Raw genomic sequence first — 16,198 nt, forward strand, 5'->3', positions numbered from 1 at the left:
CCGCCGACGCAGCCGGCCCCCTCCCTCTTCGCGGCCCCGCCGCACCCCCTCGTACGCCATCACCTGGACGGACACGGACGCCGATGACCACGTCACCACCTCCCGCCTGGACCCTGCCCACCACGCTGCCCGTGGTGATGCTCCCCGTCCGGCTCGAAACCCGCTTCACCGCCTCCGAGTTGCTCGTGCGCGTCTACCCGGACGAGATCCACATCGACACCCATGAGGCGCTGCTGACCGCCGACGAGGAGGAGTACGGGCGCCGGTACTGGCGTGGCATCTGGGCCGCGCGCGGCGACGAGACCGCCGAGCGGGCGGCCTGGGGCGAGGTCGCCGACCGGTTCGGTGACGAGCGGGCCGCGTGGATCGCCCGCGTCATGGAGCCCGTCAACCCGACGGACCAGCCCGGCATGGGCGGTGCGGACGGCGAGCCGCGCTTCCCCGTTCCCGCCGAGCACCGTACGGCGGGCTGGACCAGGCGACCCGTCGCCCGCGCCCTGCCCACCCGCTGGTACGTCGTCGGCCACCCCGTGGACCCGGCCGCGCCCCCCGTCACCCGGATCTCCGCGAAGGTCGGCGGCGCGGCGGGCGGCCCCCTGCCGGTCGGCCCCGCGCCCACCGCGGACCTGGAGGACCTCGATCCGGCCGCCCCGCCGACCGACGCGGCCACCGCCTGGCTGGTCGACTTCGCGGCCGCCGAGGCGATCGGGATGGCGGTCCGCCTCCCGCGCGGCTCGGGCTACTCCTCCCTCTTCGCGTACGGCGTGGTCGAGGACGAGCCGACCGTCGCGACCGCCGAACTGCAGGCGCTGATCGAGGCGCAGTACTACACGCGCGGTCTGGGCTACGTGCCGCCGGGCGCGCCGTCCAACAACACCGCCGCCACCACCTCCCGTTACAGCCGTCGCGACCCGGCGAACCGCGAGGCCTACCAGGTCCGGCACTTCGACAGCGCGCCGAACGACGTCGACACCAACGCCTCCGTCCTCGCCAAGGCGTTCGGGCTGCCGCTCGCCGGCCAGACCGGTGGCCCCGCGCCCCTGGCACGCGCCCGTGACGCGCGACGCCGCGACCAGGCGGCGGCCCGGGACATGGCGACCGTCCTGTGGGAGGCGACCTGGGGCTACTACATGCGCCAGTTCGCCGAGGACCGGTTCTCCGAGACGCAGGTGCTCGGCGCCCGCGACCACGCCCGCCGCTACCTGCGGCCCGGCGGCCCGCTGCCCGCGCTGCGGATCGGGAGCCAGCCGTACGGGATCCTCCCGGTGCTGCCGCTGGACCGCTGGAAGGACGTGGAGGGCACCGGTCTCGGCGAACTGCGCCTCGACCCGGCGATCCCCGGCTTCCTGCGGACCCTGCGCGACCGGATCTGGGCGCCGTCGGCCGCCGACCGGAACGCCGTACCCCGCATCACCCGGGGCGCGGCCGGGCAGAGCACCATCGCCGAGATCCTCGGCATGGCCCCGACCGCCCGACGCCTCCACGCGCGCAGCGCCGTGGGCACCGAGTACGTGGCCGCGCTGTGGCGCTACGGCCCGCTCGGCCTGAGCGACGAGTGGCGCACGGGCCTCGCGGGCCTCGTGCGCGACCTCACGGCCCGCCTCGGACTGCCCGCCTGGCAGTACGGTCCCGGGCGCCTGGTCTACGCGGACAAGGCCTGGTCGCTGGACCACCCGTGGACCGACGCCCCGGCCGGCACACCCGGCGGCACGCCCGCCGAGTACCTGACCGCCCTCGCCGAGCCGATGGACCCGCCGGAGTGGGCCCTGGTCCCGCCGAGGACCGAGCGCGGCAACATGCCCTGGCCGCGCTGGTGGCACGACCTCGGCGCGGCCGGCGGAGACACCGCGGCCCAGGCCCTGTCGACCCCGCTGCTCTACCGGCTCGCCCGGCACTCGCTGCTCGCCGAGTACGCGCGCGCCGTCGACTACGTCCTCGGCACCGGCCGGGCCGAGCGGAACGAACCCGAACTGGTCGACGTCGACAAGGCCGTTCCCACACGGACCCTCTGGAAGCGCGCGGAGTCGGGTGTCGTGCCGGGCGGCCTGCCCGGCCCGTCCACGGTCGACTACTACGTGTGGAGCCCCGAGGCCAGGTCCCGCACCGAGCTCAAGCCCCTGCACGAGACGATGTCCGCGCTGAAGGCCCTGGCGCCGCTGCCGAGCGAGGAGCTCGAACGGCTCCTCGCGCAGAACCTCGACACGACCTCGCACCGCCTGGACGCGTGGATCACCTCGCTGGCCACCAAGCGGCTCGCGTGGCTGCGCCGGCCGGGATCCTCGTACCGGTACGGCTGCCACCTCGGCGGCTACGGCTGGCTGCTCGACGTCGTGCCCCGCGCGGCCCAGCCGCCCCAGGTACCCGTGGAGCGGCGCCCCGAGGGCGAGCGCACGGACCCGCTGGCCGCCCCCGGCACGGTCACGCCCTGGAAGCTGTTCGAGGCCACCGACACGGCCGGACCGATCCACGCGCCCTCGCTCGCCCAGGCCACCACGGCAGCCGTGCTGCGCGCCGCTCAGCGCGCGCACGGCGACCTGCCCGACGCGCCGACCGCGATCGACCTGCCGTCCCGGCGCGCCCGGACCGCGTCCTGGATCCTCGACGGCGTGCGGCAGGGCCAGCCGCTCGGCGCGCTCCTCGGCTACCGCTTCGAGCGGGCGCTCCAGGACCACCCCATCCGGACCCTCGCGTCCTGGACGGACCGCTTCCGGGAACTCGCCCCGACCACCGCGACCCACGTCGACCACGACGGCACGGTCAGCGAGACGATCGCCGCGCACGACGTCGTCGACGGCCTGCGGCTCCACCGCCGCCGCGCCGCCGGCAGGCTCGACCTGGTCCGGGACGTCGGCGTCCCGGCCACGGCGGCCGAGGAACTCGCCGCGCTGAAGACCGTCCTGGACGAGCTCGACGACGCGGCGGACGCGGTCGCCGACGCGCTGCTCGTCGAGGGCGTCCACCAGGCCGTCCAGGGCAACCCCCTGCGGGCCGGCGCGACGCTGGACGCGATGGGCAACGGCGAGGCCCCGCCGCCGGAACTGGAGTCGCTGCGCACCCCGCGCACGGGTGACGCGATCACCCACCGGGTGATCGTCCTGCTGCCGGAGCCGTCGGGCACGACCACGACGGCGCCTTCCCTCACGGGCACCGAGGACGTGGGAAGGGCCGCACTCACGGCCGCCGCCCCGGGCGGCGGCGCGGGGGACACACCGCCGATCGTCGTCCTGCCGCCGACGGACGACGGCAGCGGCGACGGCACCCTGCCGGACGACGGCCCCGGCGGCCCGCCCGGAAGCGGCGACCTCCCGGAGGACGGCACGGGCGCGGGTTCCGGATCGGGTACGGGTACGGGATCGGGTTCAGGCTCCGGTTCCGGCACCGGGGGCGGATCCGGGGGCGGATCAGGCACCGACACCCCGCCCACCCACGGCGGCGGCTGGGGAAGCGACCCCTTCACGCAGACCCGCGCTCTTGCCGAGCCCGCCCTCGACGCGTGGCTCACCAGGCTCCTCCCGGCGCCCGACACCGTCACGTACGCCGTCCGACTGGCCGACGGCGGCACCCGTACCCTCCCGCTCGCGGGGATCGCCCTGTCGCCGCTGGACTGGCTGGCGCTCGGCCTCGACCCGGAGGCGCTGCCCGGCTCCGACCTGGAGCGGCATCTGCTGCTGCACGCCGACCGGCTGCTCGCCGGAAGCGAGCCGGCGGCGGCCCGCCCTGTGGCCGTGCCCGCGGACGACGAGGGCCTCGGACCGCTCCTGGAGACCGTCCGGGCCGCGCGGGAACTGCTGCGGGCCGCACGCCCGTTGCGCCCGGCCGACCTGGCACTGCCGGAGGCGGCGCCCGAGGGGGCAGGGTCGGCGCCGGACGATCCGTCCCTGGAGCCGCGTGCGGTCGCCGTCCGCGGCGTCGTACGGCGCGCCGTCACCGACCTCGCCGCGACGGCCGACGCCGCACGCCTGCACCGGGGCCTCCTGACGGCCAACCTCGTGGGCGTCCCGGCGGCGGCCCCGCCGCTGCCGCCGCGCCCCGGCGCCACGCCCGACGAGCTCGCGGCGCACACGGCGACCCTCGGAAACCTCGCGGCCGTGGTCGCCCCCGAACTCGCCCGCAGGCTCGCCCTGTCGACCGCACTCGACAGGGCCCGCGCCGAGAACACGCTGCCGCCGGGCGCCTGGGCGCGCGAGGTGCTCACGGCTCTCCTCGGCACCGAGCTCGTCGTGCTGCCGGGCTTCGCGGCCCCGCCGCCGGGTCCGCTCACCGAGTCCCTGGCGCACGCCGACACCCTGCTCGCCGGCGACCCGCACGCCCCGGCGGGCTGGCTCACCCGGCTCGGCCGGGTCCGGCGCGGCGTCGAGCGGCTCGTCACGTCGCTCGGCTACGCGGAGGCGCTGGAGTGCGGCGACGCGCTGACGGCCGTCGTCGCCCAGTCCCCGTACACCGCCTCCGAGGACCCGGAGCGCGCCGAGCGCTGGGCGGCGCTGCCGTCGGCGACGGGGGAGTCCCCGGGCCCGCGCCTGTCCCTCGTCCTGCACACGCCGGACGGCGACCCGGTCGACCCGGCGGACGTCCTGTCCGGGCGGCTGCGTGGCCTGATCGTCGACGAGTGGACGGAGGTCGTGCCGCGCGAGCGGCAGACCACGGGCGTCGCCGTGCACATCGACGCCCCGGACGCCGCACCGCCGCAGACGGTGCTGCTCGCCGTACCGCCGGACGCGTCCCCCCAGTGGACGCCGGAGCTCCTCGGCGCCACCGTCGAGTCGGCCCTCGACCTGGCACGGCTGCGGGCCGTGGACTACGAGGCCCTGCACCCGGACAGTCCCACGGCCGTCGCCGACATCGGCCAGCTCGCCCCCGCCGCTCTCCTCGCCATGAACACCAAGGTCGAGGACGCGGTCGCCACCGATTTCACCCGCGGCCTCCCGAGGTAGGCGCCATGACTTCGATCACGACCTGGACCCGGCTCGAACCCCGCGCCCGCACCGGAGACCTGCGGCCCTCCCTGGAGGGCCAGGTGCACGACCCCGCCTGGATGCTGGCCCGGCAGTGGCAGCTGGGCGAGTTCCTCGGCGACGACGCAGGCACGCCCGTGTGGGTGCGGGTGCGCGGCCACGCCGACCGCGTCACCCGCTTCCGGCCCGGCCCGGCGGCGGGCGCCGGCACCGACTACGACGGCGGGACCCCGCTGGAGGCGCTGGTGGAGGCGGAGCCCGCAGGCCCGCGCGCCACGTCGGCGGATCTGCGGTCGGGCGCCGAGGCCGGACAGCACCTGCTCCGGCTGCTGCGCGCGGCGGGTCTTCCGGCGGAACCGCTCGCGGAGGCCGTCGGCATGCTCCTGGACGACTTCCCCCTCGGCCTGACCGGCGAGGAGGGCGCGGTGGACGCGGCCACCACCCGCTTCCTGTCGGTGCTCCGCGGCCGGGTCCCGGACGGCCACGCGCTGGCGTTCTCCCTCCACGCGTCGCCGCCGACCCCGGAGGAGCCCGGCTGGGGCCTGCCCCCGGCCGGGTACGACGTCTTCCGCTCCTGGCTCGACTGGTACGACGCACGGCACCTCACCGCGGCCGAGGGGGAACCGGCGTGGGACGCGCGGCGCCTGGAGCACCGCTTCTCGGTCGGCCTGTCCGAAGGCGGTACGGAGACGACGCTGACCGCCCCCGCCTACCAGGGCGGCACCCTGGACTGGACCGACTTCACGGCGGCCGGCGACACCGGCCTGGAGTCGCCGGCGGCCCGTGAGGAACTGCTGAGCACCACCTTCCCGGCGCCGGTGCGCTTCCCGGGCATGCCGGCCCGCCGGTTCTGGGAGTTCGAGGACGCCCGGGTCGACCTCGGGGGAGTGGAGGCGGCGCCGTCGGACCTGGCGCGCATGCTCGTGGCGGAGTTCGCCACGGTGTACGGCAACGACTGGTACCTGGTGCCGCTCGACGTCCCCGTCGGCAGCCTCACGACGCTCACCTCCGTGGTCGTCGGCGACACGTTCAGCTCGGAGCTGGGCGGCCCCACGCTGCTGCCGCTGCCCGGCACGGGCACGGGGGACGCCAACTGGTCGGTCCACCGGCTGAGCGCCGAGGACGGGGGCCGGCGCACCGGCCTGTTCGTGCCACCGGTCCTGGTCGGCGGCCTGGAATCCGAGCCGGTGGAGGAGGTGCTCCTCGCCCGCGACGAGGGCGCCAACCAGGCGTGGGCGGTGGAGCGCCGCGTACCGACGCCCGAAGGAGGTTCCCTCGACCGCAGCCGTACGACTCCGACACCGCGCCCGGCCCCGGCGGTGCCGGGCGGAACCGTCGCGTACCGGCTGATGAGCGACGTACCGGACCACTGGTTCCCCCTGCTCCCCCTGGAACCACGCCCCGGCGCGTACGTCTTCCGTCTGGGCCGTCTCGACGGCCCCGACGGCGAGCCGCTGCGCCCGCAGGGCCGACTGCTCGCCCCCGGCCTGCCGAACGCCTACGACCTGTTCGCCGAGGAGGTGCCGCGCGAGGGCGTGACGCTCACCCGCTCCCACCAGTACGCCCGCACCCGTGACGGCCGAAGCGTCCTGTGGACGGCACGCCGCGCCCGCCCCGGCCGAGGCGAGGCCCAGTCGGGCCTGCGCTTCGACCGGACGGAGGAGTGACAGGCCGCCCGTAGGGGCCCGGGTCGGCAGGCGGCCGACCCGGGAGCGGGACGTCAGAACCCGATGGCCTCGCGCAGCAGCAGGACGGTGCCGCGTCCGGGCTGCGGCTCGGCGTTGAGAACGAGGAGACGGTTGACCGCGCTCGGCCGCCCGTAGGCCGCCAGAGCGCGCTCGCTCTCCAGCACGAGGGCGTGCTCCTGGACGCGGCGCAGCGCGGTGTCCAGGTCGGGCACCACCTTCTGCGCCCCGACGACCCAGATGGCCCGCGCGGCGCCGCCGGCGGAGGCGGGGAGCTGGCTGCCGCTGCCGGAGGCGATGACGAGCGTGCCGGTCTCGGTGACGGCGTTGACGCTGGCGACGAAGACGTCGGGGGTGGCCGCAAGCCGTCGGATCTCGTCGGACTCGGTGGCGCGGTCCATCGTCAGGACGCGCGGCCGGACGGCCTCGTAGCGGTCGCCCGCCTCGATGTCCTTCTCGATGCCGGAGAGCCGAAGCGTCTCGCTGGCCCCGGTGAAGACGCCCGAACCCTCCGGGATCAGGTCCTTGACGCGGGCGCGGGCGGCGTCGGCGTCGTCGAGGAGCTCGGCGGTGAAGCCGTTGGCACGCAGCGCCGCGATCGTACGGTCAAGGCTCTCGGCGGACGCCGGAGCGCTGAAGGCATGGCCCGCCCGCGTCTCCGCCGTCTCGGCCTCACCGGAGTCGGACGGCGCGGAACCGGCCAGCGGGGTGGTGTCGACGTACCGGACCTCGTAGACCCGCTCGGAGAACCGCCAACCCTCCTCGGTACGCCGGTAGGTGTCGTGGTAGACGGCGAAGTTCATGCCCGACCGGCCGTCGAGCAGCCGCGCGACCTCCTGCATGTAGGTACGGCCGGTGGCGGTGTCGCCGTCGATCCGGATGGTGCCCGGGTGGCTGTTCTGCACGAAGAAGTCCCACTGCTCCTGCAGGCGTTCGCCTCCGGCCCTGATCTCCTCCCGGCCGACGAACTCGACGGGGACGTCGGGCATGCGCAGAACGGCATCGGGCGTGAACAGCGCGGCAAGACGGGAACGGTCGCGCATCATCGCGGCATCGGTGAACTCGCCGCGCAGCGCCTCGATCTCGACGCGGTCGGCGATCGACTGGAAGTCGTTCATGGTCGGAGTCCTGTCCTGTGAAGGGCGTTCTCGGTGTGCACGACTCCGACAACGCAGCCCCGCCGAATGTGAGGCGAGCGGCGGACCTCACATTCCGCCGCTCTGTTCTGTCGTCATGGAGAGGGAACGGAACGAGGAGCCGGAGAGCGAATGACCCCCGAGCCACGACGGAAACACGAGCAGGCGGACGAGCGGCAGGATGCGGGCCTGAACGCGATCATGAGCGAGCGCCGGCAGCTGCTGAATCTCGCCTACCGGCTGCTGGGCTCGCTGGCCGACGCGGAGGACGCGGTCCAGGAGACGTACACCCGCTGGTACGCGATGTCGCGCGCGGAGCAGGAGGCCGTCGAGTCGCCGGGCGCCTGGCTGACGAAGGTGGCCGGACGCATCTGCCTGAACGTGCTGGGCTCGGCGCGCACGCGCAGGGAGACGTACGTCGGAGAGTGGATCCCGGAGCCGCTGCCCGGCAGGGACGGGTGGACCGCCGGGGCTCCGGGCGGCGCAGGCGCGGACCCGGCCGACCGGATCACCCTCGACGAGTCGGTGACGATGGCGTTCCTGGTCGTGTTCGAGGCGATGACCCCGGCCGAACGCGTCGCGTTCGTACTGCACGACGTCTTCCGCTACCCGTTCGCCGAGGTGGCCGAGATCGTCGGCCGAACCCCGGCGGCGTGCCGCCAGCTGGCCTCCTCGGCCCGCCGCCGCGTCGCCGCCATGCGGGCCGAAGCGGGCCCGACGGCCACCCGACAGGCGGGCGTCGTGCGCCGATTCAAGGAAGCCTGGGAGGCACTCGACATCGAAGCCCTGATCGGCCTCCTCGACCCGGCCGCGACCGCGGTCTCCGACGGCGGCGGCCGCGCCGTCGCCCACCTGCAACCGCTGGTGGGCGCGGAACGCATCGCCCGCCTCTACCTGACCATCGCCCGCCTCGCCCCGCCCCGCACGATCCTGGAGACCCCGGTCAACGGGCTGCCGGGCCTGGCGGTGGAGTCCGATGGCCGGATCGAGACGGTCTTCGCGTTCGAGGTCTCCACCGACGACCGCATCACCCACATCTGGGCGGTACGCAACCCGGACAAGCTCCGCCCATGGCAACGGCAGTGACCACCGCGCGTCACCCAGAAAGGTCGCTCGCCGCGGGGCAGTAGGGGAGAGCGAAGGGCAGACCGAGGTCGGCGGGCAGGAGAGCGCCGATCCAGGTGTCCCTCAGGGTGTTCCCGTTGGTCTGCGCCGCGCGCAGGGTGCCCTCCCTGACGAAGCCGGCCTTCTCTGCCGCGGCCCAGGAAGCCTGGTTCCCGGCCTCCGCTCTCCACTCCAGGCGCTGGACCCCTCGTTCTTTGAAGGACCATTCGGCCAGGGCGAGCACCGCCTCCGTCGCAAAGCCTCGGCCCCTGTGCTCCGCCACGGTCCAGTACCCGATTCCCCATGCGTCGGTGTGACGGTGCACATTGACGGATGCCACCAGCACTCCGCTTTCCCGGTCCTCCACCGCGAAGTGGTACATCGTCTCGTCGCGCCGGCCACGCGGCACCAGTTCGCGCAAGTAGAAGGCCGCGTCCTCGTCGCCGGGATCATGCGGGCGCAGGAGCAGACGCTGCGTCGTCAGCGCGATGCGTTCCATGGGCGGCCATTCTGACGCTCACTCACATGCCAGGCCATCGATTTGTGATACACCTCGGGCCCGCTGCACAGGCGCGGCTCCCGCGGCGGTCGGCACCGAAGTTCGACAAGGCCGACCACCGCGAGCGCACGCGGTCGAGTGCGGCATGAACCGCCTCAGGGAACACCGGGCCGTGGCCACGAGGTACGACGGACTCGCCGCCCGCTACGAGGCCACTGTCCTCGTCGCAGCCATCAACGAGTGGCTGTGACCACCCCTTTCACAACAGGACTGGCCGATGGTGCCGGAGGACGCCGAGGGCAGGTACCGCGGTGCACGCCAGGCGTCGAGTCGCTGCTCGACCGCCGCCCCCAGTGACAGCAGCGCGGTGTCCTGCCGGTCGCCGGCCATCAGGAGCAGACCGACCGGCAACTCGCCGACGAAGCCGGCGGGTACGGACAGGGAGGGGTACCCGGCGACGGCGGCCGGGGTGGACGACGGGATCACGTCGTTGTCGCCCCGTGCACAGTCGGTCGTCCAGGCGGGCGGGTTCGCCGGGGAGGCGATGGCGTCCAGGTCGTGCGCGGCCATGGTCTCGTCGATGGACCGCCGGGACAGGTCCTTCAGCTCGGCGCGCATGGCCCGGTAGCCCGGGTCCGTGGTCGACGGCGCGGCCAGGGCCTGTTCGAACAGTTCCTGGCCGGCGAAGCAGGTCCGTTCGGCCGGGTGCGTGCGGTTGAACTCGATCAGCCCCGCAAGGTCGCGAGGCCCCTTACGGGACGCGAGGTAGGTGTCGATGTCCCGGTGGAACTCGCTCAGCAGGGCCGGGAACTCGAGCTCGGCGAGCCTGTCCTGGTACGGCGGTGTGACCTCGACGACCTGCGCACCCGCGGCACGCAGCCGCTCCGCGGTGCGGGTCATCAGGGCGTCCACGCCGGCGCCGAGCGACGGGAGCCGCCACAGCCCGATCCGCTTGCCGCGCAGACCGCCAGGGCGCGTCACCGCTGTGTCGTCACCGCTGAGCGCCGAGAGGGTGAGCGCGGTGTCGATGACGTTGCGCGCCATGGGGCCGGCCGTGTCCTGCTCGGCGGAGATGGGGACGACGCCGGACTGGCTGACCACCCCGAGGCTGGGCTTGTGGCCGACGACCCCGTTCATCCCGGCCGGGCACACGATGGAGCCGTCCGTCTCGGTGCCGACCGCCACCTGTGCGAGAGAGGCGGCGACGGCGGCCGCCGAACCCGAGGACGATCCGCACGGGTTGCGGTCCAGGACGTACGGGTTGTGCGTCTGACCGCCCACCGCCGACCAGCCCGATGTCGGCCTCGCCGCACGGAAGTTGGCCCATTCCGACATGTTGGTCTTGCCGAGGATCACCGCCCCGGCCGCACGTAGCCGTCCGACGAGCTCCGCGTCCGTGGCCGGCGGACTTCCGGCCAGTGCCATCGACCCGGCCGTCGTCGGCATGTCGCGGGTGTTCACGTTGTCCTTCAGCAGGACGGGGATGCCGTCGAGCGGGCCGCGCACCTTCCCGAGACGATGCCTGACATCACTGGCGGCCGCCTGGCTCAGGGCCGTAGGGCTGATGCGAAGCACCGCGTTGATCTCCGGGTCGACAGCCTTGATCCGCCGGAGGTACGCCCGCGTCAACGCCGACGAGGTCAGGGACCCGCTCTTCATGCGCACCTGCAACTCGGGGATGGTCACCGTGTCCAGGTCCACTCCGCGCAGCAAGGCGGAACTCTCGGCACCGGACTCGACGGCCATCGCACCCTGCCCCGGCACGCCCGACGCCACAAGGGCCGCCACGGCGAGGGCCGCGGTCACTGTCGCAACACTTCTCTTCGTCATGGGCGACAGCCCACTGCAGGAGGACCGCCGGGCACAAGAAACTTCTCCGCCTCTCCACCCGCCGACGCCACACGACCGACAGAGCGCGCCCGAACGGGTCGATTTCACATCAGGTATGCGTTTTATGTATGCAGATTGATAGAGTGGCATGCGTGTTGGGTACGGAAGAGATCCTCAGACTCACGGTAGCGGCGCTGATGTCGCGCTCGGGGGAGCGGCAGGGCGACCTGGCCGCCGGGCTCGGCCTGTCGCAGGCCCAGGTGTCGCGCAAGCAGTCCGGAAGCGCGCACTGGTCGCTTGAGGACGTCGACCTGCTGGCCGCGCACTACGGTCTGGCCGTGCTTGACCTGCTCGCCGGGCCGACGCACGCGGTCGGTGTCCTGCACGACGCGGCCCAGAGCCTGCAGCCCGGCGCGCTGACCGTGTCTCCCGTACACCAGTCCGCCCCGTCCGTCCCGTCCGCCCCGTCTGCCCCGTCCGCCCTGGACCGGCCGACGGCCGGGACGCACCCTCCGGCTCAGGCCGAGGAGCCGACGCCGGTGTCGCCGTCCCCGGCCGAGACCGTCGTGCAGGAGTCGACAGGGCTGTGCGTCCTGTGCGGGCAGCCCGCCCCGCACGAACTCGACGGCTTCCCGCAGCATCTGAGTGCCGAGGAGTGCGCCGCGGCCGTCGCAGCCGCGCTCCCGTCCGTCGAGACCTCTGACGTCCCTGATGTCCCGGTCGAGCTGCCACCGGTTCCGTCATCCGCCGAACCGCCGACGGCCCCGGCGGCCGCAGCCCCCGCCGCACCGGGACACAAGGCTCCCGCGTACGCCTCCGGCACCCTCGTCGAGCAGATCGCGGACCGTGTCCACGACGTCCTGGCCGAGTGCGGGGGTGAGGTCGATGCCGCGCAGGCGGCACTGATCAAGAGGGCGATCCCGGATGTGATGGCGTTGCTGAAGGCGTCCCGGGTGGGTGGCCGTTACGAGCATTCGGAGTTCCCGCCGACGCAGGACATCCTCAGGAAGAAGTCGCAGAAGGGCGCGGACGAGATCTGGGAAGGCCGCCCGAAGTGGCGCAACGCTGCCCTCGTGGCGGCGGCGAGGAAGGGCGAGAAGTTCGAGGTGACCGCCCTCGACATGAACGCGGCCTACCTGTCGGCGCTCAAGGCGTGGTTGCCGATCGGGCAGCTCCGTGAGGACACCAGCGGCGTCCACGACCCGAAGAAGGCTGGCGTCCACCTGATCACCCCCGCCGACTGGGACCACACGGACCTGCCCAACCCCCTGGGCAACCGCATGGAACCGGGCGAACTGTGGGTGTCGGAATCCACCCTCCGCCTCCTCCTCGACTGCGCCTCCCAGGGCCTCGCGGACCCCCCGGTCATCCACCGCTCCCTCGTCTCCGGCGCCACGGAAGCCCTCCTGGAGAAGATGCGCCGCGCGCTCGCGGAAGTCCGCAAGACCGCGCTGGCCGAGGGCGACGAGCTCACCATCACCTACGTGAAGGCCATGTACTCCAAATTCGTCTCCACGATCGGGGAGTCCAGCTCCAACCGGGAGATCCGCCGGCCGGACTGGATGCACATCATCCGCTCGAAGGCGTTCGCGAACCTGTGGATGAAGGCCCACAAGGCCCGCAGGGCCGGACTCCAGGTCGTGGAGATCTCCGGCACCGACGAACTCCACGTCACCGGCGACTGGCGCGAGGTCTTCCAGGAGGGCCGGAACCTGAACGAAGTCAAGGAGAAGGACACCTACATCCTCGGAGGCAAGCGCTGATGGCCGGCTCTCCGGACCTGTGGTCCCGCTGGGGCCAGTGGCAGAAGACGGACGTGAACGGGATGAAGGGCGGCGAGGCCCTGATCCTGGAACTGAACCCCATCGTCCACACCTCCGGCATCGCCTCACCCGTCACGACCCGCCGCGGACTGGCGGCCCGCCTGCGCTACCTCGACAGCCCCGCCGGCCGCGCCGAACTGAAGACCCAGGGCGTCTCACCCCGCACGATCCGCTCCTGGATGAAGTCGAAGGGCCAGGTGTCCCCGACGCGGGCGAGCCGGGAGCGGATCGACGCCGCGTACTGGCACCGCCGCCGCGAGAACCTGATCCGCTCCGGCTGGCTGGTCAAGCACCTCGACAACCAGGGCCGCGGTCGCCGGATGGAGATCTACCCCGTCGACCAGACCCGGGTGGAGGCGAAGTACCGGCGCGACCTGTCCACCCGTACCGTCACCGTCCGCTACATCTGGACCGACCTCGTCGACGCCTGGGCCACCCGCGACGCCGGCCTCGTCGACGAGATCTGGGACGACGTCATCTCCGACCTCGACTCCGACTACAACGCCTACGCCTACGTCTCCGCCGTCGGCATCAACGCCTGACCCCCGACCTCCTGCCGATCAGGGAGCCGACCAGTGCGGCGGGCCCACACCTCGAACGCCACGGTCGTGAAAGGCGGAACGGCGGCCAGCAGGGCGAGGAACGTCCGTCCCGGCCGCCACTTCAGCCGGATCGCCACCAGGAGGGTCAGCAGTACGTAGACGATGAAGACGGCACCGTGGAGGGCCCCGAAGATCCGTACGCCGAGCTCGGTGGTCTCGGGGACGTACTTGAAGTACATCCCCGTCAGCAGACCGGCCCAGGTGCACGCCTCGATGGCCGCGATCCAGGTGAAGGCGCGCAGCAGACGCCGTGTCCGGACGGCGGGTTCGGCGGCCGGTGCGGCAGGGCGGTCGTCGACGGGTGACAGGGGCGTGCGGAGACGTGCCGGCGATGAGGGCCACAGGGCGTGGTCACCGAGCAGACGGACGATCGCGGGAACCAGGAGTGGCCGGACGAGGAAGGTGTCCAGCAGGATGCCGAAGGCCATGGCGAAACCGAACTGGAAGAGTTCGCGGATCGGTTGGGTCATCAGGACGGCGAACGTCGCCGCCAGGATGAGGCCCGCCGAGGAGACGACACCGCCGGTACGGGTGAGGGCGGCGCTGATGGCCTTGGCCGGGGGCAGGGTGCGCAGCTCCTGCTTGAACCGGCTCATGATGAAGATGTTGTAGTCGACCCCGAGCGCGACGAGGAAGACGAAGACGTACGCGGTGACGCGGTTGCCGATGCCTTCGTCGCCGAGGACGGTCAGGGTGAAGAAGGTGGTCGCGCCCAGGGTGGCCAGGAACGACAGGACGAGGGTCGCCACCAGGTAGAGCGGTGCGAGGAGCGAACGCAGCAGGAGGACGAGCACCGCTGTGACGACGGCCAGGACCAGGAGCGCGATGAGGGTCGTGTCGCGGTCGAGGGCGGAGCGGATGTCGGCGTTCTGCGCGGTCTCCCCACCGATGAGCACCGTGGCGTCCTCCACGCCGGCCGCGTCGGCCGCGGCCCGCGCGGCCTCCTTGAGCGGACCGATCGCGTCGAGCGCCTTCGAGCCGTACGGGTCGACGTCGAGGACGACGTCGTAGAACACGGTCCTGCCGTCCTCGCCGAAGCGGGGCCGTTCTCCGACCCGGCTGACATCATCGGCGTCGGCCAGCGCGGCGGCGATCTCGGCCGGTGCGGAGCCGGAACGCAGGGCGTCCCGGGAACGGACGACGACGGTGCCGGGTGCGATCTCGCCGGGCCCGAACTCCTCCTGGATCAGTTGCTGGCCGCGCGCCGACTCGGTGGCGGCGCGAAAACCGCTGAGCGTGTTGAAGCTCTCGTGGTAGCCCAGCAGACCGGCGCTCATCACCACGAGCAGGGCGACCGCGGCCGAGGCGACCCGGACCGGCGCCCGGGCGACGAGAGCGGCGATGCGGTGCCAGGTGCCCGCACCGCGACCGCGTGCGGCGGCCTTGTCCACGCCCCCGGGCCAGAAGACGCCTGTGCCCAGCAGGAGGATCAGCGCGGGAACGAAGGTGAACGCCACCAGCGCCATGACGGCCACGCCGAGTGCGAGGTACGGGCCGAAGCCGCGCAGCGCGGGGGAGACGGCCGCGAGCAGGGCGAACATCGCGAGCACGATCGTGGACGCACTGGCGAGGACGGATTCGGCGGTGCGCCGCACAGCGGTCTGCATGGCGCGCGGGCGGTCCGGCTCGTCGGCAAGCGCCTCGCGGTAGCGGGCGGTGATGATCAGCGCGTAGTCCGTGCCCACTCCGAACAGCAGCACGGTCATGATCGAGGCCGTCTGGCTGCTGACCGTGATGATCCCGGCGTCCGCGAGGAGCGCCCCGGTCGTCTCCGACACGCGCATCGCGACGCCGACGGCGAGGAGGGGGACGAGGGCCATCAGGGGTGAGCGGTAGATGGCCAGGAGGATGACGAGGACGAGCAGGACGGTGGCCAGGAGCATGACCTTGTCGCCGCCGCTGAAGACCTTCACGGTGTCGGTGGCGATCCCGGCGGGGCCGGTCACGGCGATCTCGGTGGGTCCGGCACGGTCGGACGCGAGGGACCGCACTTCGTCGACGGCGTCCTGGAAGACCTCGTCCGAGGGATTTCCGGTCATCGGCACGATGACCAGCTGGGTGCCGCGGTCCCGCGACACCAACTCGGCCGAGGCCTCGGGAGCGGTCACGGTGGAGATCACGCTCGCGACCTGATCGGGCCGGTCGGCTTCCGACAGGGCCGTGGTGATGCGGGCGACGGCGTCCCCGGCGCTCGCGGCGGCGTCGGCACCCTCACCGTGCACCACGATGATCGCCGGCGTCGCCGCCCGGCCGCCCGGAAGCTGCGCGCGCATGAGGTCGCGGGCCTTCATGGAGTCCGAAGCGGCGGGGGGGAGGTTGGCCGAGGCGTTGTCCTCCACGGACTCCAGAGCGGGAGCGACCCCGGCGAGGAGGCCCGCCATCAGTACCCAGAAGGCCACCACCACGGCGGCGCGTCTCCTCGATCCCAGGAGACGTCGGAGCATGCGGAAGTACATCGATTGCATCAGAAAGCCCTCGACCAGAAGCAGGAACGGACGTGGTGAAAGAACGCGTGGACGAAACTTAGCGACAGGGGTGTCTCTAAGTCGGCGCCAAGCTAACACGGG

The 16,198-nt window shown here is 73.1% G+C and carries 9 protein-coding genes; 5 read left to right on the top strand and 4 right to left on the bottom strand.

The features are described 5' to 3' along the window. Positions 1-83 precede the first annotated feature (83 nt). Together ACFYX3_RS11080 and ACFYX3_RS11085 are read left to right on the top strand one after the other, a co-directional pair. Positions 84-4,931 (top strand): hypothetical protein, encoded by a 4,848-nt coding sequence (locus ACFYX3_RS11080; RefSeq protein WP_389010988.1) that lies wholly within the window; start codon positions 84-86, stop codon positions 4,929-4,931. Positions 4,932-4,936: 5 nt separating this feature from the next. Then, on the top strand, positions 4,937-6,619 hold the full coding sequence (locus ACFYX3_RS11085; protein ID WP_389010991.1) for a hypothetical protein: 1,683 nt from the start codon (positions 4,937-4,939) through the stop codon (positions 6,617-6,619). Between the two features lie 53 nt (positions 6,620-6,672). Here the strand turns inward: ACFYX3_RS11085 and ACFYX3_RS11090 are convergent, their stop codons facing one another. Next, entirely contained in the window at positions 6,673-7,755 is a 1,083-nt protein-coding gene (locus tag ACFYX3_RS11090) for an LUD domain-containing protein (RefSeq protein ID WP_389010994.1), read from the bottom strand. A 150-nt stretch (positions 7,756-7,905) separates the two neighbouring features. Between ACFYX3_RS11090 and sigJ the strand changes: the two genes are divergently transcribed. Further along, the gene (gene sigJ, locus ACFYX3_RS11095) at positions 7,906-8,859 is read left to right on the top strand and encodes an RNA polymerase sigma factor SigJ (protein ID WP_389010997.1); all 954 of its coding nucleotides are present in this window, start codon (positions 7,906-7,908) and stop codon (positions 8,857-8,859) included. 10 nt (positions 8,860-8,869) lie between these two features. Here sigJ and ACFYX3_RS11100 read toward each other — a convergent pair whose 3' ends face one another. Beyond that, positions 8,870-9,376 carry a GNAT family N-acetyltransferase gene (locus ACFYX3_RS11100; RefSeq protein WP_389011000.1) on the bottom strand — a complete coding sequence of 169 codons (507 nt, stop codon included), beginning with the start codon at positions 9,374-9,376 and terminating at the stop codon, positions 8,870-8,872. Positions 9,377-9,580: 204 nt separating this feature from the next. Further along, a complete protein-coding gene (locus ACFYX3_RS11105; RefSeq protein ID WP_389011002.1) occupies positions 9,581-11,206 on the bottom strand; it encodes an amidase family protein in 1,626 nt (541 codons plus the stop codon). 152 nt (positions 11,207-11,358) lie between these two features. Between ACFYX3_RS11105 and ACFYX3_RS11110 the strand changes: the two genes are divergently transcribed. Next, complete coding sequence (locus tag ACFYX3_RS11110) at positions 11,359-12,969, top strand: acyltransferase (RefSeq protein WP_389011005.1); 1,611 nt, start codon at positions 11,359-11,361, stop codon at positions 12,967-12,969. Then, positions 12,969-13,571: a hypothetical protein gene (locus tag ACFYX3_RS11115; protein WP_389011008.1), complete on the top strand. Its 603-nt coding sequence runs from the start codon at positions 12,969-12,971 to the stop codon at positions 13,569-13,571. The genes ACFYX3_RS11110 and ACFYX3_RS11115 overlap by 1 nt, the downstream gene beginning before the upstream one ends. Here the strand turns inward: ACFYX3_RS11115 and ACFYX3_RS11120 are convergent. After that, complete coding sequence (locus ACFYX3_RS11120; protein WP_389011011.1) at positions 13,541-16,075, bottom strand: MMPL family transporter; 2,535 nt, start codon at positions 16,073-16,075, stop codon at positions 13,541-13,543. The genes ACFYX3_RS11115 and ACFYX3_RS11120 overlap by 31 nt on opposite strands. Positions 16,076-16,198 lie beyond the last annotated feature (123 nt).

This window comes from Streptomyces sp. NPDC002463 (assembly GCF_042889835.1).
Taxonomy (GTDB): Bacteria; Actinomycetota; Actinomycetes; order Streptomycetales; family Streptomycetaceae; genus Streptomyces; species Streptomyces nymphaeiformis.